The organism is Afipia massiliensis, assembly GCF_014203115.1.
GTDB classification, from domain to species: Bacteria; Pseudomonadota; Alphaproteobacteria; order Rhizobiales; family Xanthobacteraceae; genus Afipia; species Afipia massiliensis.
The window spans coordinates 350,259-368,463 of the sequence record NZ_JACHIJ010000004.1 but is presented as its reverse complement, the minus strand read 5'-3'; the positions used below and the strand labels follow the sequence as shown (position 1 = coordinate 368,463).

14 protein-coding genes and 1 tRNA gene are annotated in these 18,205 nt (G+C 56.5%); 9 read left to right on the top strand and 6 right to left on the bottom strand.

Annotated elements, in window-relative coordinates; genetic code table 11:
- Positions 1 to 148: 148 nt before the first annotated feature.
- A complete protein-coding gene (locus HNQ36_RS15555) occupies positions 149 to 2,461 on the top strand; it encodes a DUF6311 domain-containing protein (protein WP_184086571.1) in 2,313 nt (770 codons plus the stop codon).
- A gap of 22 nt (positions 2,462 to 2,483) precedes the next feature.
- On the opposite strand, the gene HNQ36_RS26455 is transcribed toward HNQ36_RS15555, so the two are convergent.
- Genes HNQ36_RS26455 through HNQ36_RS26445 form a run of 4 tightly spaced genes read right to left on the bottom strand, consistent with a single transcriptional unit; the run spans position 2,484 to position 5,591 of the window.
- Positions 2,484 to 3,425 carry a WxcM-like domain-containing protein gene (locus HNQ36_RS26455; protein WP_184086569.1) on the bottom strand — a complete coding sequence of 314 codons (942 nt, stop codon included), beginning with the start codon at positions 3,423 to 3,425 and terminating at the stop codon, positions 2,484 to 2,486.
- A 4-nt stretch (positions 3,426 to 3,429) separates the two neighbouring features.
- On the bottom strand, positions 3,430 to 4,410 hold the full coding sequence (locus tag HNQ36_RS15545) for a glycosyltransferase family 2 protein (protein ID WP_184086567.1): 981 nt from the start codon (positions 4,408 to 4,410) through the stop codon (positions 3,430 to 3,432).
- A gap of 1 nt (position 4,411) precedes the next feature.
- On the bottom strand, positions 4,412 to 5,128 hold the full coding sequence (locus tag HNQ36_RS26450) for a DegT/DnrJ/EryC1/StrS family aminotransferase (protein ID WP_347339978.1): 717 nt from the start codon (positions 5,126 to 5,128) through the stop codon (positions 4,412 to 4,414).
- Positions 5,076 to 5,591 carry a DegT/DnrJ/EryC1/StrS family aminotransferase gene (locus HNQ36_RS26445; protein WP_210312049.1) on the bottom strand — a complete coding sequence of 172 codons (516 nt, stop codon included), beginning with the start codon at positions 5,589 to 5,591 and terminating at the stop codon, positions 5,076 to 5,078. The genes HNQ36_RS26450 and HNQ36_RS26445 overlap by 53 nt, the downstream gene beginning before the upstream one ends.
- A gap of 484 nt (positions 5,592 to 6,075) precedes the next feature.
- Between HNQ36_RS26445 and HNQ36_RS15535 the strand changes: the two genes are divergently transcribed.
- The 3 genes from HNQ36_RS15535 to HNQ36_RS15525 all read left to right on the top strand — a co-directional run bounded on the left by HNQ36_RS15535 (position 6,076) and on the right by HNQ36_RS15525 (position 8,654).
- Positions 6,076 to 6,152 (top strand) — tRNA-Arg (locus HNQ36_RS15535).
- A 282-nt stretch (positions 6,153 to 6,434) separates the two neighbouring features.
- Entirely contained in the window at positions 6,435 to 7,691 is a 1,257-nt protein-coding gene (locus HNQ36_RS15530) for an Hsp70 family protein (protein WP_184086565.1), read from the top strand.
- Between the two features lie 285 nt (positions 7,692 to 7,976).
- Entirely contained in the window at positions 7,977 to 8,654 is a 678-nt protein-coding gene (locus tag HNQ36_RS15525; RefSeq protein ID WP_184087093.1) for a nitroreductase, read from the top strand.
- A gap of 107 nt (positions 8,655 to 8,761) precedes the next feature.
- On the opposite strand, the gene HNQ36_RS15520 is transcribed toward HNQ36_RS15525, so the two are convergent.
- Complete coding sequence (locus HNQ36_RS15520; protein WP_184086563.1) at positions 8,762 to 9,679, bottom strand: response regulator transcription factor; 918 nt, start codon at positions 9,677 to 9,679, stop codon at positions 8,762 to 8,764.
- Positions 9,669 to 13,055, bottom strand: coding sequence for an ATP-binding protein (locus tag HNQ36_RS15515; RefSeq protein ID WP_184086561.1), 3,387 nt, complete (start codon positions 13,053 to 13,055; stop codon positions 9,669 to 9,671). Before HNQ36_RS15515 ends, HNQ36_RS15520 begins: the two co-directional genes overlap by 11 nt.
- Positions 13,056 to 13,216: 161 nt before the next feature.
- Between HNQ36_RS15515 and urtA the strand changes: the two genes are divergently transcribed.
- From urtA to urtE, 5 genes are all read left to right on the top strand, one after another.
- On the top strand, positions 13,217 to 14,479 hold the full coding sequence (gene urtA, locus HNQ36_RS15510; RefSeq protein WP_184086559.1) for an urea ABC transporter substrate-binding protein: 1,263 nt from the start codon (positions 13,217 to 13,219) through the stop codon (positions 14,477 to 14,479).
- A 108-nt stretch (positions 14,480 to 14,587) separates the two neighbouring features.
- The gene (gene urtB / locus HNQ36_RS15505; protein WP_184086557.1) at positions 14,588 to 15,514 is read left to right on the top strand and encodes an urea ABC transporter permease subunit UrtB; all 927 of its coding nucleotides are present in this window, start codon (positions 14,588 to 14,590) and stop codon (positions 15,512 to 15,514) included.
- A gap of 12 nt (positions 15,515 to 15,526) precedes the next feature.
- A complete protein-coding gene (urtC, locus tag HNQ36_RS15500; RefSeq protein WP_246395397.1) occupies positions 15,527 to 16,723 on the top strand; it encodes an urea ABC transporter permease subunit UrtC in 1,197 nt (398 codons plus the stop codon).
- 9 nt (positions 16,724 to 16,732) lie between these two features.
- A complete protein-coding gene (urtD, locus tag HNQ36_RS15495) occupies positions 16,733 to 17,488 on the top strand; it encodes an urea ABC transporter ATP-binding protein UrtD (protein ID WP_184086555.1) in 756 nt (251 codons plus the stop codon).
- A gap of 23 nt (positions 17,489 to 17,511) precedes the next feature.
- Entirely contained in the window at positions 17,512 to 18,201 is a 690-nt protein-coding gene (urtE, locus tag HNQ36_RS15490; RefSeq protein WP_184086553.1) for an urea ABC transporter ATP-binding subunit UrtE, read from the top strand.
- Positions 18,202 to 18,205 lie beyond the last annotated feature (4 nt).

The following is an 18,205-nucleotide window of genomic DNA, read 5'->3' as shown; positions in this document are numbered from 1 at the left end:
GCGGCGGTTTCCTAAGAAAATTTCCCTATGCAGGTTGTTGCTTCGATTCGGCAACGACGAATCCAGAATCCCAGTAAGCTCTTTTATGTGGTGGTGCGACGTGGTCTATAAATAGGAGAACGCTCGAACATTTATGGTTTAAAAATCAATGTCAAATGAGTTTAAGACGAACAGCTTCCGGCTGGAAGATTTTGTAGCAATTGCTCTCGGTATCATTGCAGGGTGGGCGATCGTCCAAAGTCAATATTTTTCCATCAATTCCATATTTTCCCCTTGGCATCACGACGATTTTTCCGGGTTGGCTGAATCATCGACGTATACATTTCGTGCAGTGCGCCTCTTCTCATCAAATTCAATAATATTTTTGGCGCCACTTGGCTCAATAACTTACTATCTCTCGTTTTTTGCAATTTGCCTATCGTATCTGACACTCGTTGCTCTGCTCGTCCAGATTAGTTTCGACATAAAGCTCAGCGGTCGTTTCAATTTTGCTTTCGGTTTTGCTGGTTCAGCAATTTGGTTCGCACAGTCCAGTGCAGCCCAAATGATTCAGTATTTGGGATTGATAACGAATGGGTTATCCGCGTTGCTCGGCTTCGCCGCGATGCTCACGCTTCACGTTTACCTGCGCTCCCGTCATCGCCCGCTGCTCTTAGTACTATTCGTTTTTCTCTGCGCCGGTTCCGCGTTTTCAAAGGAGGACATGAGTCTTTTTCTTTTGTGGGGCATTCTGTTAAATGGCGTCGTTATTTCATTTGAGAGAAATACATCGGCTGCTGTCGCTAAATGTATCATTCCGCTTCTGGTGGTACTGATAGCATACGGGGCAAGCCTTTCTCACGATGTGGTCTATGGCTCTGCATTTCTGACCGGAAAGAGCCAAGCATACGATTTGTCTCATCCGGTCAGAAACATTATCGCCAATTTAGGGTTTTACTTTGCGTGTTCGCGCTCGACTCTTATCCTTTCTTTGTTTTGGACCGCTGCTGGCATTATTGCATTGGTTCAGTTCATCCGAATCCGCGTCTTCACGCCACTCCTTTATGGGACGCTGTTCGTTAGCGGAGCCTATTTTGCTCTGCTCGCGCCATATCTAATTTTGCCAAGGCGCTTTGATTTTTACGCAATGAATTTTCTTCCGTTGCTCTCGTTTGGAATTATACCCTTCGCCTATTTGATTTTGAAAAAGGTGACCGTCAGGGTCGCGCTCCCTTCGGCACTAATGATAGCCCTGATTGTTGGCTATGTTTTTTACAAGACTGACCGCGTAGATCGCGAAGCGGGGCTAGCTTGGCTGAAGATGTTGCGCGAGCGATCGCTAAAGGAGATTCAAGAGACCCAACGTGCAGCAGATCTTGGTCTTGCAACGTGCGACAGTGTTTTGGTTTCGGGCGTATCTGACGAGATAGGCCCGTTTCACGCGGTGTCGACGTCTTACTTTAGAAACAAGCTTGGGCTTTCGACAAACTGGGTGATGAGGGTCGAGCCAGACACTCGGCTTGATACCTGGAGAATGGCAAGACCGTATTTGGCCTCCGATTGGCAATATTTAAAGCCTGATCAGATAGACGAACGCTCATTTACGTGTGGCTTGAAGTTCGATCCGATCACATCGCGAGCTGAGATAACCGCGCCCTTGGAACTATCCTCTGAAGACTGGATATCGTTAGGTCGGACTCATCATCATCTTTCAGTCGTTCCGTCGTTTTCGTGCGATCGCCGCGAAAGTCCCGAGGCTCACGGCATGCAGTTAGTGCTTGCTAAACTAGCTTCTTCACAGGGTATGAGCTTGCAGAATGGCAGAAGAGGCGAAGCATGCTCAGTTCAACGATCTCAAATAGCAGCGGGTCAACTGGAGGTTGGCACGGCATACGTAATAGGAAACAACCTCATTGCCTCATTGCTCCATCATAATCGGGAAATGAAACACTATTGCAGACCGATCGATGGATTCTATCTTTGCAGTGTGGTGGCTGGGAAGCATGGCTTGGACGCATCTGCGGCCAAGAGCTTGGTGCCGACTTATCGTGTTGGATCGAACGTCGATTTCTCACAGCTCTCAAATGACGACGGCATTTTTGGTGAAGGCTGGAGTGGCAACAATGAGCATGGCGGCCGATGGAGCACTGCGAACGAAGCCACATTGATTTTTCACCCAAGCGAACTGCCTTCAAGTGGATTTACGCTCCATATATCGGCAAAGGGACTTGTCGGCGATGGATTGCCAGCGCAGACGGTTGAAGTAACGGATAGGCTTGGGCGAGTTGATGAGTGGAGTTTTGCTGCGGGAGAAACGCGCGAGTTGTCTATCGCCGGGGACGCTGTTGATCAAAACGGGTTTCTAACCCTTAAGCTGAAAATTCCGAATGCAACAAACCCTTCTCAGTTCGGCATTAATGACGATCAAAGAAAGCTAGGGCTGTTTGTGTATAAACTTCGTCTGTCGAGGAAGACCGATTGAGGAGGTTTCTGTTGCACGAATTTCAGCGTTGCACCAACATCTTGAATTCAGAGTAATCTCGTATGTAGTCGTTTGCATCATATGGCAACGACGCGAAAACCAAGAGAACCGCGTCCGAGGAATAGTTGTACTGTGTACCCCAGATCATGGGTGGAACGTGCATGCCCACGACGGGACTATCAAAGATAAATTCGCGCCGGGAAATGCCGTCGTCCACCAATATAGTACACGACCCTGCAATGCAGATCATAAATTGATGGTTTGCGCGATGAGCGTGTTCGCCGCGAGTTTCCCGCGACGGAACGTTATAAACAACGAAATATCGTGCGGGCTGAAACGGAAGATCTTTCGCAAACTCACCAACGGATAGTTCGCCGCGAATATCGGTGAACCGCGGCATGCGGAAAATGCGAACCCCCTTCACTCCCGTGTCGTTCTCCTTCGGCGCGTTAGGCTCGACTTCCCGCGTCGTCACATGCGAGTGCCCCGACTTATCTGCGTCGACATACCCAACAATTCGTGCGGGATTGCCGACAACAGTAGCATTGGGTGGTACTGAGCGTGTTACGACAGCGCCAGCTCCTACCATCGCGCCCGCGCCAATCTCGATGCCAGGCAATATCGTCGCATTCGCTCCGATAGACGCGCCCTTTTTTACAATCGTGCGTAGAAACTTTTCTGGATAGACTTTGCTTCGGGGATAAAGATCGTTTGTAAAAGTCGCATTTGGACCAATAAAGACATCATCCTCAACCGTGGTGCCATCCCACAGTTGAACGCCTGCCTTGATCGTTACTCGATTCCCGATTTGAACGTCATTCTCAATGAAAACACACTCGCAGACATTGCAATCGGAACCTAGGCGAGCGCCAGGAAGGACGTGAGCGAAGGGCCATATCCGAGTGCCCCTTCCAACGTTCTTGCTTTCGCAGATTGCTTTCTCGTGGACGAAAACCTCGCTCATTGATTTAGTCTTCCAACGGTAAGGATGTGTCTGCTCGAGAGTGTGCGCTGAACGAAAATACCTGCGAAACAATGCCTAAAGGCCTGTGTTTCGTGTTCTCATATGTGCGCCATGCGTAATGTCCGACGAGCCCGATACCCAGCGTGTTCAATGCTCCGAAAAAAACTATCACTAACAGTGTGGTAGCATAACCCGTGACCGTTATGTCCCCGAACACCCGAGCGATAAAGACTATCACCCCCATCAACAACGCAAAGGTGATGCCCAGAAGGCCAGCGGCGGTCAAAATCCGGATTGGAAGGTCGGTGAATGAAAACACGCTATCCATCATGTATGCGAGTTTTCTTCGAAACGTCCATGCACTGCGGCCGTACTTTCTAGCAGAGCGGCTGTAGGTAATTTCGCAACGCCGAAATCCGACCCAATACACTAAGCCAACCAAGGAACTATGGGCCTCGCCTAATTTGGAGAGTTCGCGGCGAACTTGATCAGTACAGGCAAAGAGATCGACGCCCCCTTCCGGGATATCTCTAATAATCAAGAGGCGGTAGAGCCACCAAAAAAGACTTGCGAAAAGGCGCGTGGCGGGCGGATCGTCCCGGTTTCGTCGCGTGCCGACGACAATATCTGCAGTGTTGGAGACAAGCTTTTCCAGGAAATCAACAAGCAGAGAAGGGGGCTCTTGAAGATCCGCGGCTATCATACCGAAATAAGGTCCCTGTCCGGCGTTCAAGCCGCTTCGAATAGCAGCGAACGATCCAAAGTTTCGCGTGTGAAGCAACAGTTTTGAGGCGAAAGGCGCCTCTGGAAGTTTTTGCGAAAGCACAGCCGCGCTTTGATCCGGACTCCCGTCCACCACGAAGATGGCTTCGAGTTGAATGTTAAAGCGGGAAGCGATTTCATTTTGAACTAATGACAGAGACTCGATCAGTTCCGGAATTGAGTGCTCATTCTTGTATACGGGAACGATAACCGAATAATTCATGTCAATGCTCGTTCACAGCTCGTATGACAAAGGCAATCTCATCGTCTTCGAGTTCCGGATAGCAGGGCAATGACAGAACCTGTGACGCGAGACTCTCGGTAACTGGAAGATTGACATTGGACGAAGTATCCATCCACGCTTCCTGTAGATGGTCCGGCACGGGATAATGGATCTGACATCCAATATTGCGGGCTATTAAATGATTGCGCAGTCTTTCGCGATCGACGCATCGAACGACAAAAAGATGAGCCACACATGCGTCCCCATATGAATCAATCGGCGGGCAAGTCACTTGTTCGCTCGTGATCAACTCACAGTAACGAGCGGCTATCTTTCTTCGTCTGAGATTCCAAGACTTCAACAACGGCAACTTCACTCGAAGGAACGATGCCTGAATGTCGTCTAATCGACTATTTCGACCGTTTAGCACGGCGGTGTGATATTTTTCCTTCCATCCATACTGCCGAAGCGAGCGCAAGCGATCAGCAAGAGCAACGCTGCTTGTGATCACTGCTCCACCGTCTCCCAGGGCGCCCAAATTCTTTGTTGGATAGAAGCTGAAGCAGCCGGCGGCTCCAAAACTGCCTGCCATTTTACCTTCAATGCTGGCGCCATGCGCTTGCGCGCAATCTTCAATAACTTTGATTTCATTTTCCGCACAAATCTCAAGTACGCGCTTCATGTCCACCATGCAGCCGAAGAGATGTGTTACAATCACCGCCTTCAATCGTTTGGATTGCACTGTCTTTCGTCTGTTCTTCTCTGACGCGAGCCACGCCGCCGCCATAACGCGAGCACCAAAGGCAGGTGCTCGCTAGTATTGATGCGAGTTCATCGAGATTGATTAGTTGCGTGTCAGGTTCAACATCGACAAATAGCGGAAGAGCCCCAATTGCGCGTATCGCGTGAGTGGAATAACCGCCGGCATTGGCGACAGTAGCGACGCTCTCTCCGGCGCGGACTCCTACCGCTCTTAGAGCTAGTTCGAGTGCATCAGATCCATTCGCGACACCGATCGCGAAACTTGAGCCACAAAATGCTGCAAACTCGTCTTCAAACTGTTTGCTTTCAGGGCCCAACACGTACCATCCGCCGGAAATCACCCTTTCTCCGACTGCACTAAGTGCTCCAACAATCGCGGGACTGTTTCTGGAAAGATCGTTAAATGGGATGGGTTTCATAGCAATTCGATTAATCCGTCTAAAACGGCAGAAAGCGGGGGTAAGTACTATCGCTTAGAATTGAGACCGGCCTCAACGAGGCGCCGGATCGCTTCAGGGCGCCCCGGAAGGTCCGTTTGCTTCCTACGCCAATCATCGAGTGCCTTCGCCATATTTGGCTGTATTCTCACCATAACTGGCTCGCCAGTTACAGGAGCACGAGACCTAGGTGATTTCGTGATATCACGAATAGACTTTGCCATGAGCCCATGATATCATGAAATCAAGCTGGGACAAGGTTGCAGCCTTGCGCAGTTTGCGAGTACCTGAGCAGGCCAATAGGCGTGAAGTACGCGCCCAATGCCTTTATCCTGCGCGTTGTGCCAGTTCAAAACTCCCCAACGAACAGGGCTGACAAGGCAGGGTGGCGGTGGGGCGCGGGCTCTGGTATGGAATCGCGAAAGTTTTAGATGCTCTTGCGGCTATCTCCGCGAGGGATGCGACCGGTCCCGTAGCTCAGCCGGATAGAGCGGCGGTTTCCTAAACCGCAGGTCGGAAGTTCGAGTCTTCCCGGGATCGCCAACGCTTTTGATGCGCTTAAGGCAATAAAGGCAGCCACTCAATGGCGTCCGGTATTGGCGCGAAGCGGTCACTCGCGAGCATCCGCTTCTGACCCTAACGGTCATCCGAGCGCCGATCGGCAGGCTGTTGTCACATATGTCTCGAGCGCGATGGGAGTAAACGCCGTACTTGTTGAATTTATCGCAGGGGCGAGTTCGGCCTGCGCGTATGCAAATTCGCGCAAGATAGTGGTGGATCAATAGCTCCGGAATGGGTAGACGGGCGCTCTTTCTGGGAGCAACGATGTCAGCCTGCGGCCTCGATTTCGGCACGTCGAATACGACGCTTGGTACTCTTGTCGGCCGCGCGCCGATGTTAGCAGAGCTGGAGGCTGGTCATGCCACCATCCCGAGCGCGATCTTTTATGAGCGGGATGGCGCCGTCCTGATCGGCCGTAAGGCCATTGAGACATATGTCGACGGCGCGCCCGGCCGCCTGATGCGAAGTCTGAAATCAGTGCTCGGCACGGCGCTGATCGACGAAACCACGAAAGTGGGGCGCGAGCGCGCAAGTTTCCGTGACGTGATCGCTTATTATCTCCGCGTCGTAAAGCGTCGCGCCGAACAGGCCGTTGGTCATGAATTGAGATATGTCGTCCATGGCCGGCCCGTACATTTCATCGATAACGCGTCGGAAGCCGATCGCAGGGCAGAGCAAACATTGCGCGACATCGCGCGAGAGATTGGTTTCGAAGAAGTCACCTTTCAGTTCGAGCCAATTGCCGCTGCACTCGATTACGAGCGCGGAATCTCTCAAGAGCAAATAGCGCTGATCGCGGACATCGGCGGCGGTACGTCCGATTTCTCGATTGTGCGTCTCAGCCCGGAGCGTCACCGAAAGACTGATCGGAAGCCCGATATTCTGGCCAATGATGGCGTGAGGATCGGAGGCACCGATTTCGACCGTCAGCTTAGCCTCGGTGTGATCATGCCGCTGCTGGGCTATGGCAGTGAGATGAAGCGTGCAGGACTAGATGCTCCGTCGAGCTACTTCCACGATCTTGCAACCTGGTCGAGTATCAACAGCGTGTACGATCAGAAGGTCATGACTCAGGTCCGCCAGGTTCGCTACGAGGCCGCGCAGCCTGAATTGTTCGACCGCCTCGTTCGCGTGATCGAGGAACAACGGGGTCATACCCTGGCAATGGAAGTTGAAGATGCGAAGATTTCATTGTCCGATAATCGGCAAACGGAGGTTTCACTTGACTGGGTTGAGCCAAGTCTGGGCGCCGCCATAAAGCGCTCAGATCTCGTCAATCATACCGGGCAACTGGCTATGCGCATCGCTGCGCGGATAAAAACGTGCCTCGAACAGGCGCGGCTTACTTCCAAAAATATTGACGTGATATTCTTGACCGGTGGTTCAGTGCAACTCACTCATGTGCGAAGTGCCATTGTCAAAATGGTCCCGGCCGCCCGGGTGATTGAAGGTGATACTTTCGGGGCTGTGGGCAAGGGACTCACGATCGAAGCTGCACAGCGCTATGGCGTTACTTGTTGAGCTGGTTACGATGCCGGCGTGGTGATCGTTTCGCCGGGGTACGCGGAAGCACGTCGATCGGCGCTGCTAACCGGGATATCGCGGCATCCGTTGGCTGTGCGTGATGCGTTTTCTCGGACACTCAGTGTCTGACTGACAAGGAAATAACCAGAACGCTAAGCGGCTATAGGATCGTTGATGCCGCCCAGATTTCGAGGTTGCTGGGCGGTCATAGGCTTGCGCACAAGCCGAGAAGCCGCGAATATCCAGGCCAGTTCAGGAATCATACTGGGGAATTCCATACAAATGCGATTTGATGATGTTATCCTCGGCCGACGGAGCATCCGCGGTTACAAACCCGATCCAGTCCCAAAGGCACTGATTGAGGAAATCATCGGTTTGGCGATGCGCGCTCCGTCGTCGATGAACACCCAGCCCTGGAATTTCTACATTGTCACGGGCGAACCGCTGGATCGGATCCGCGCCGGCAACACCGAGCGGATGGTGGCTGGCGTACCGCAGTCGCGTGAGTTCCGTACGGGGCAGGCCTTTGTAGGTCCGCACCGCGACAGGCAGGTTGGTGTTGCCAAGCAACTATTCTCCGCAATGGGGATCGAGCGCGATGACAAGGATAAGCGGCAGGACTGGGTCCTGCGCGGCTTCCGTCAATTCGACGCGCCTGTATGCGTGATTGTGACCTATGACCGCGTGCTGGACGGCAGCGACGATACGCCGTTCGATTGCGGCGCTGTGGCGACCGCTCTGGTCAATGCCGCCTGGTCTCGCGGACTGGGCGCAGTGATTAACAGCCAGGGCATCATGCAATCACCGGTGGTGCGTGAGCATGCCGGAATAGCCGACGATCAGGTCATCATGAAAAGTATCGCGTTGGGCTGGCCGGATGAAAGCTTCCCGGCAAATGCGGTCGTGTCCGAACGAAAGTCTGTCGATGAAGCTACGGTGTTCGTCGGTTTCGACAATTAGGCGCGCGCGAAGGCGCTCAGCGTTATCATTCCACTGAAGCTATCGCCCACGACGACGAGGTGATTGAATAGGGCAAAGTCACCTTTCGTGTTGCCTCGTTCATTCCGTCAGAAATTCCGATGACTGGCATTGGTGGCAACGGCTGCCGCGGCGGTGCGGTTTTCGACGCCGAGCTTTGCGTAAATCTGCTCAAGATGCTTGTCGACGGTGCGCGGGCTGAGGCCCAGGATCTGCGCGATGTCGCGGTTGGTCTTGCCCTTGCTCAGCCAGGACAGTACTTCGCCCTCGCGACTGGTCAGTCCGAGCTCTTTGCTGAACTCCGCCGGAGAGTCTGAACTGGTATCCCGTGCCAGCCGGAGCAGGAATTCGTTCGCGCCGAGCCGGCCCATGTATTGCAGGCGAAGCTTCTCGTCACGGAACGAAATCGCTGGCGGCGATTTCGATTCGGCCATTCCACGGTGCATCTGATCGAGCCAGTCGAGCCATGGCTCGGGCAATTCGAACTTCTCGTCGGTGCCTCTCGCGCGCGCCAGTTTCTCCGCCTGCGGGGTCGCCCAGATGATGCGCCCGCGGTGATCGACTGCAAACAGGTAACGCCCTGACACGTCCAGTGCGGCGCGCGCACTTTGAGTCAGCCTTGCATTTGCGAGGTGAACCTTGATCCGCGCCAGCATTTCAACAATGACAATCGGCTTGGTCACGTAGTCGACGCCGCCGGCCTCCAGCCCCCGCACAATGTGTTCGCTCTCGGCCAGACCCGTCATGAAGATGACCGGCACACCGGCAAGCTTGGCCTCGCGCTTGAGACGGCGGCAGGCCTCGAACCCATCCATGCCCGGCATTACTGCATCAAGGAGGATGATATCCGGCACGATCTGTTCGCCGATGCGCAGGGCCGACGCGCCGTCGAGCGCGACCATCACGGTCATGCCGGCGCCATCGAGCGCGTCAGTCAGCATCCGCAGGGTTTCCGGCGAGTCATCGACGATGAGCACGGTGTCGCGTGATTTCGCTTCAATGATCATGGCGCTGCACATTCTGAAGGGTTGCCATGTATTGCCCGAGATCGAACCGTTCGATCAGCGAGCGCATCTGCGACACGAAGGCCGCGTGCTCCGGATGATCCTTGTCGATTTGGTCAAGCTTGAGATGAATGGCCGTGACGTAGCCGATTTGTCCGAGATCAATCAACTCATCCACATACTGCACCGGTGGACTCGGATCCTTGTCCGCGTTCCATGCGGCGGCCGACGCTTCGGTGGTTTGAATTGGTCCCGGCTCGTATGACCATTCGATCTTGAGTAACTGGCCGATCAGTTCAAGCAGGCGCGGAACGTCGATCGGCTTCATCAGGTAGCCGTCGTGGAACGGTTGCGCCAGCGGGGCGCCGTGAGCTTCGAGCGCGCTCGCCGAAATCATCAGGATGCGGGCATTATGATGCCCGGCGGTGCGGAGGCTTTCGGCAACCGACCAACCGTCGATCTCACCCATGGAGATGTCGAGCAGGAACATGTCCGGCTGACAGTGTTGCGCGAGATTGAGACATGTCGCGCCGTCCGGGGCGCTCAGGATGATGAAGCCCAGCGGGGCGAGAACTTCGCGCAGCAAATCGCGGTGAGTTGGATCATCGTCGGTGATGAGGATGGTTTTGCGCGGACCGTGATAGCCGTAGATCGGGGCGTTGATCGTCTTGATGCGGGTCGGGTTGGTGACCTCGGACAACAACATTTTCACCTGGAACGTGCTGCCTTTGCCGACGGTGCTGGTGACACGAATGTCGCCGCCCATGACGCCGGCGAGCAGCTTGCTGATGGTGAGGCCCAATCCGGTACCGGTTTGCGGCTGCGAAATGCCGAGCGCGCCGCGTTCGAACGGCGCGAAAATTCGCTCCAGATCGTCGGAGTGAATGCCGGGGCCGGTGTCGCGCACTTCGAATTCCGCCACGGGGCTGCGGTAATGCACGATGAAATGAACGCTGCCGCTCTGGGTGAACTTGATGGCGTTCGACAGCAGATTGATCAGAATCTGCCGCAGCCGCTTCTCGTCGGCATAGACGACCGGCGGCAGGGTCTCCGGCCGCTGGAATACGAATTCCACGTTCTTCGCCGCGGCCTGCAAGCGGAACATCCCGACAAGCTGATCGAGAAACGCGTGGAGGCGAACTTCGTCGCGCGACAGATGAAGCCGTCCGGCCTCGATCTTGGAAATATCCAGCAGGCCGTCGATCAGTCCCGAGAGATGATCGGCGCTGCGGCGAACCACGCGGATCTGGTCGCGCGGCTTCGGCTGGATGGTCGCGTCCTGTTCGAGCAGCTGCGCATAACCGCTGATGGCGTTGAGCGGCGAGCGCAATTCGTGGCTTAAGCCGACCACGTAGCGGCTCTTGGCGAGGTTGGCGGATTCGGCGACCTCCTTGGCGCGCTGAAGTTCGATGTCGGTCTGCCGGTGGGCGTCGATTTCCTGCATCAGCAGCGTGGTTTGCCGCTTGGTTTCGGCTTCCGCAGCCTGACGGCTTTGCTTGGCGAGAACGAACAGCCACGCCACGACACCGATGATAATCGTCAAGGCGAAGAAGACTTTCCAGAGCACGTCCGAAAGCTGGATATGATCAACCGCAATCACTGTCGAGGACTGCAGGTAGATCAGTCCGAGCGTCAAGCCGACAAGTCCGGCGGACGCGGCAAAGACCCCGAGATAATGTCCCAACTGCGAGTTGATGCGCGCATAAATCGCTTGGGGGAGAAGCTTGCCGAGAGTTTCGGACAGCTGAGACTGAATACGTGCATGGGGTTTGCACAGATCGTGGCAGCGCGCATCGAGTGAACAGCACAGCGAGCAGATCGGACCGGCATAAGCTGGGCAGGAGGCCATGTCTTCGGGCTCGAAGGCGTGTTCGCAGATACAGCACTTGATGGTTTCGAGATTCTGCCAGCTCCGCTTCGGCTTGCGCGCGATGTAGTACCGGCCGCCGGTCGCCCATGCGATCACCGGCGCGGTCAGAAAGGCCACGGTCAGCGCCACGAACGGCGCAAGCGCCTTCGCCGTGGTTCCGAAGAAGCCATAAAACGCGCTGATCGAGACGATGGTGGCGATGGTCATGGCGCCGACGCCGACGGGATTGATGTCGTAGAGATGCGCGCGCTTGAACTCCATGTGCTGCGGGCGCAGGCCGAGCGGCTTGTTGACGATGAGATCGGCGACCAGCGCCCCGACCCAGGCGATGGCGACGTTCGAATAAAGCGCCAGTGTTTGTTCCAGCGCCTTGTAAACGCCGATTTCCATCAGCAGCAGCGCGACCAGCACATTGAACACCAGCCATACCACGCGGCCGGGATGGCTGTGCGTCAGGCGCGAGAAGAAATTCGACCACGCAATTGAACCCGCATAGGCATTGGTGACATTGATCTTGAGCTGCGACAGGATGACGAACGTGCCGGTCAGCGCCAGCGCGAGATCAGGCTGTGCAAGCACATAACGAAACGCCTCGAGATACATATGCGCGGGTTCTGCGGCATACTCCGCCGTCACGCCATGCTTGATGGCGAAGAAGGCAAGGAACGATCCGGCCAGCATCTTGATCGCACCAGGCACGATCCAGCCGGGGCCGGCGCTGATCATGGCGATCCACCATGCGCGCTTCGAGGTTCGCCGATCGCGCGGCAGAAATCGCAGGAAGTCGACCTGCTCGCCGATCTGCGCCACCAGCGCGAACACGACAGAGGCCGCGGTTCCAAACAGCAACAGGTCGAGGTGTCCTGATGGATTGCCATGCTCGCCCGGGAACGCGGTCCACTCCGCAAACGAGCCGGGGCTTTTGATGGCGATGGCCACGAACGGCAGAATGTGGAGCAGGATCCAGAATGGCTGCGTCCATAGCTGGAAGCGGCTGATCAGTGTGATGCCGTGGGTGACCAGCGGGATGATGACGACCGCGCTGATGAGATAGCCGATCGGGCGGGGGATACCGAAACAGAGTTCGAGCGCCATCGCGAGAATGACGGCCTCGATGGCGAAAAAGATGAAGGTGAAGGATGCGTAGATCAGCGACGTGATCGTGGAACCGATGTAGCCGAAGCCGGCCCCGCGCGTGAGCAGGTCGATATCGACGCCATATCTGGCTGCATAATAGGCAATCGGCAGTCCGCAGCAGAAAATGATGACGCTGACCACGAGAATGGCAGCGGTGGCGTTGGTCACGCCGTAGTTCAGGGTGATGGTGCCGCCGATAGCCTCCAGCGCGAGAAATGAGATCGCGCCCAGGGCTGTGTTCGCCACCCGTGCCGCCGACCAGCGCCGCGCGCTCTTGGCCGTGAAGCGAAGCGCGTAGTCCTCAAGGGTCTGGTTGGCAACCCATTGATTATACTGGCGCCTGACGCGGTCTATCCGCTGTCGCCCGGCCACTTTGATCTCCTTCGTCACGCGTCGCGCGTCCCAATCCGGTCCCAAAAAATCTACGTCGCGCTTTTGCGGTGCTGTATGCGCGATTTCGCGTATCCGTGCGCTGCACAATTCGGGCCATCTTTTCCCCATCAAGGCGCGTTGTTCAGCAAAAAGGGGTGGCCATGTCAGACGAAAAACATCAGGGCTTACAGTCCGCGTTCCGGCGAAAATTGCTTATGGGGATGGCGGCGCTGCCCGCCATGTCGCTTGTTTCCCGCCCATCCTTTGGTGCGGGCCCGGCGACATCCGTCGTTAACACCACGGGCCTGGCGGTGACCGACACCGAGGTCACAGTCGGAATCCTGCACTCCGTCACCGGCACCATGGCGATATCCGAGACCGGATCGGTGCAGGCCGAAAAGCTGGCGATCGAGCAGATCAACGCCACGGGCGGCGTGCTTGGGCGCAAGATCAAGTTCATTCAGGAGGACGGTGCATCCGACTGGCCCACCTTCGCCGAGAAGGCGAAAAAGCTGCTCGTCAACGACAAGTGCGCGTCTGTCATGGGCTGCTGGACCTCGGCATCGCGCAAGGCTGTGTTGCCGGTGTTCGAGCAGTACAACGGCATGCTCTACTATCCGACCTTCTATGAAGGCCTCGAGCAGTCGAAGAACGTCATCTACACCGGGCAGGAAGCGACCCAGCAGATCATCGCGGGCCTCGACTGGGTGAACAAGACCAAGGGCGCAAAGAGCTTCTATCTGCTGGGTTCGGACTACATCTGGCCGCGCACGTCGAACAAGATCGCGCGCAAGCACATCGAAGGTCATCTCTCAGGCGCGAAGGTCGTTGGCGAAGAATACTTCCCACTTGGTCACACCCAGTTCAACTCGGTCATCAACAAGATCAAGCTGACCAAGCCGGACGTCATCTACGCGATCATCGTCGGCGGCTCGAACGTCGCGTTCTACAAGCAGCTCAAGGCGGCCGGCATCGACCTGTCGAAGCAGACGTTGCTGACCATCTCCGTCACCGAGGACGAAATCGACGGCATCGGCGGCGAAAACATCGCAGGCGCTTTCGCCTGCATGAAATACTTCCAGTCGCTCGATAACCCGAACAACAAGGAATTCGTCGCCGCCTTCAAGAAGATGTGGGGCGAGAAGACCGTGATCGGAGACGTCACACAGGCTGCCTATCTCGGCCCGTGGCTCTGGAAAATGACGGTCGAGAAAGCGGGCAGTTTCGACGTCGACAAGATCGCCGAAGCTTCTACCGGCATCGAGTTCACCAAGGCGCCGGAGGGTTACGTCAAGATCCACAAGAACCATCATCTGTGGTCGAAGACGCGCGTTGGTCTCGCCGGCCTCGATGGCCAGTTCAAGGTGGTTTACGAGACGCCTGATCTGATCGAACCCGATCCGTTCCCGAAGGGCTACCAGTAAATCTCACTTCGATAGCTGAGCTCCCTGGCGTGGATCGTCAGTCCACGCCCGCAGCCCTCGCGCCGCGGATTCGTTCGCGGCGCGAGACTTCCCCGGCGGAGATCTGAAATGTTCGGCGACTATTCGATTGGCGATCTCGGTGCGATCTTTGCGATGCAAGGCTTCGCTGGCCTCATTCTCTTCTCCGTTTATGTTCTGATGGCGCTTGGGCTTGCGATCATCTTCGGCCAGATGGGCGTCATCAACATGGCGCACGGCGAATTCATGATCCTCGGCGCCTACGTCACCTGGATGACGTCGAATTTCTTTCAGGCCTATCTGCCGTCGCTGTTCAGCGGCTACTTCTTCATTGCGATGGCGCTCGCCTTCCTGGCATCCGGCGCGCTCGGGATGCTGGTGGAATGGGCGCTGATACGGCATCTCTACAAGCGTCCGCTCGATACGCTGCTCGCGACCTGGGGCCTGAGCCTGATCCTGCAGCAGGCCTATCGCTCAATCTTCGGCGCACGTGAAGTCGGCGTCGAGCTGCCGCAGTGGATGCTGGGCTCCAAGCAGATCACCGACACCATCGAAGTTCCGATCAACGGCATCTTCGTGATGTGCCTGACTCTGCTGATCACGATCTCGGTCGCCTACATCATGTACAAGTCCCGTTGGGGCCGTCAGGTCCGCGCCGTGGTGCAGAACCGCGTGATGGCCGGCGCTGTCGGCATCAACACCGAGAAGGTCGACCGTTACACCTTCGGCCTCGGCTGCGGCATCGCGGGCATCGCGGGATCAGCCTTCACCATGATCGGCTCGACGGGCCCGACCTCAGGCCAGCTCTACATCGTCGATACGTTCCTTGTGGTCGTGTTTGGCGGCGCAGCCAGCCTGCTCGGCACCATCGCTTCGGCTTTCACCATCTCCCAGGCGCAGTCCACCATGGAGTTTTTCATGTCGGGCTCGATGGCCAAGGTTCTCACGCTGCTCGCGATTGTCGGAATCCTCATGCTGCGGCCGCAGGGGCTGTTCGCCCTCAAGGTCCGGAAGTGAAAAGGCCAGGAAATGTCCAAGAAAGTCTCTGAGCAAACTGTTGCCGCCAAGGCCGTCAACGACGATCCGGGTTTCGCGAACCGCTCCGAGCTTCTCGGCATCCTGGTGCTGGCGGTGCTGCTGGTCGTCATCCTGCCGCTGACCCTCGACAACTTCCGGCTCAACCTGGTCGCGAAGTATCTGACCTATGCCTTCGTGGCGATCGGCCTGGTGATTTGCTGGGGCTACGGCGGAATTCTCAGCCTCGGGCAGGGTGTGTTCTTCGGCCTCGGCGGCTACTGCATGGCGATGTTTCTCAAGCTGGAAGCATCCAGCGTTGCAAACACCAAGATCCAGTCGACGCCCGGCATCCCGGACTTCATGGACTGGAATCAGATCACGCAGTTGCCGCTGTTCTGGAAGCCGTTCCACAGCCTGACTTTGACGATCATCGCAATCATTGTCGTGCCGGCGATCTTCGCCTTCATCATCGGCGCTGCGATGTTCAAGCGCCGCGTCGGCGGCACCTACTTCGCCATCATCACCCAGGCGATCGCCGCGATCCTGACCATTCTGATCATCGGCCAGCAGGGCTACACCGGCGGCGTCAACGGCATCACCGACCTGCGTACGCTGAAGGGGTGGGATATCCGCACCGACAACGCCAAGTTCATTCTCTACTTCGTGGAAGTGGCGTGCCTGTTCGGCTGCATCGGGATCGCGCAGTTCATCCGTCATTCGAAGCTGGGCCGTATTCTGGTCGCGATGCGCGAGAAGGAGGACCGAGTCCGGTTCTCGGGCTACAGCGTCGCCAACTTCAAGATCTTTGCCTTCTGCGCGGCAGCGGTGTTCGCAGCCATCGGCGGCGCAATGTTCGCCCTTCAGGTCGGTTTCATGTCGCCGTCCTTCGTCGGCATCGTGCCGTCCATCGAGATGGTGATCTATGCCGCGGTCGGCGGGCGTCTCTCCATCCTCGGCGCGGTCTACGGCACGCTGCTGGTCAATTTCGCCAAGACGAGTCTTTCGGAATCGTTTCCCGAGCTTTGGCTCTTCGGCCTCGGCGCGCTGTTCATCGCGGTGGTGCTGGCTTTCCCGAACGGCCTTGCCGGAATTTGGCGCGATCACGTCCAGAGCCGCATCGATCGTCTGATCGCATTTCGCAAGGCAAAGACGGGCGGCAAGAGCGGCTGGACCGGCGGCTCGGTCGCCGACGGCGCCCCGGCGGAATAGGAGAAAGCCATGCTTGTCGGTCATCAACCCAAGGAATTCCTGCTCGCGGTCGAGGCGCTCACGGTCTCGTTCGACGGCTTCAAGGCGGTCAATGATCTGTCGTTCTACGTCGATGAAAACGAAATCCGCGTCATCATCGGCCCTAACGGGGCAGGGAAGACCACCGTACTTGATCTGATTTGCGGAAAGACCAAGGCGACATCGGGTTCGATTCAGTTCCGCAATCAGGAACTAACCAGGATGAAGGAGAACCAGATCGTCCAGGCCGGCGTCGGCCGCAAATTCCAGACGCCGTCGATCTACGACGATCTGACCGTTTTCGAGAATCTCGAAATCTCCTATCCGCGCGGCCGCACGGTGTTCGGCGCGCTAACGTTCCAGCGCGATGCGACGGTGCGCGACCGGGTGGAAGAGGTCGCGGAGATGATCTTCCTGAAAGATCGCCTCGGCATGAGTGCTGAATTGCTCAGCCACGGCCAGAAGCAATGGCTCGAGATCGGAATGCTGCTGATTCAGGATCCCGACCTATTGATGCTCGATGAGCCGGTTGCCGGCATGAGCGTCAGTGAGCGCATCAAGACCGCCGAGCTGCTCAACCGCATCATCAAGGATCGCTCGGTGCTGGTGATCGAGCATGACATGAAATTCGTCGAGGACATCGCGCACAAGGTGACCGTCCTGCATCAGGGGAAAATCCTGTCGGAAGGTTCGATGGAGACGGTCAAGAACGATCCGAAAGTTATCGAAGTTTATCTGGGACACTGACATTACGATTTGAGGAATACGCAATGCTCGCGATCTCGGACCTTCACGTCGCATACGGACAGAGCGAAGTCCTGCACGGTCTCAATGTCTCGGTTGCGCCCAGCGAGATCGTTGCGATCATGGGTCGCAACGGCATGGGCAAGACCACGCTGATGAAGTCGCTGATGGGGATCGTTCCGACCAAGAGCGGTTCGGTCACCATGGAAGGCAGTGAGCTCAGCACGCTCAAGAGCTACGAGCGGGTCGCCAAAGGCCTCGCCTATGTCCCGCAGGGCCGCATGATCTTCTCGACCATGACGGTGAAGGAGAACATCGAAACCGGGCTGGTCACGTCGGGCGAGAAGGAAGTGCCCGGCGATATCTATGAGCTGTTTCCGGTGCTGCTGGAGATGAAGGGCCGGCGCGGCGGAAATCTCTCGGGTGGTCAGCAGCAGCAACTCGCGATTGCGCGAGCGCTCGCCACCAAGCCGAAAGTTCTTCTGCTGGACGAGCCCACTGAGGGCATCCAGCCATCGATTATCCGTGAGATGGCGCGCACGCTGAAGCGCATCCGCGACGAGCGCGGACTGTCGATCATCGTGTCAGAGCAGGTTCTCAGTTTCGCGCTGGATGTGGCCGACCGCGTTCTCGTGATCGAGAACGGCGAGATCGTCCGCGACGAGAAGCGTGACGGCATCGATGCTGCGCAGGTCGCGAAATATCTTTCAGTTTAACGAC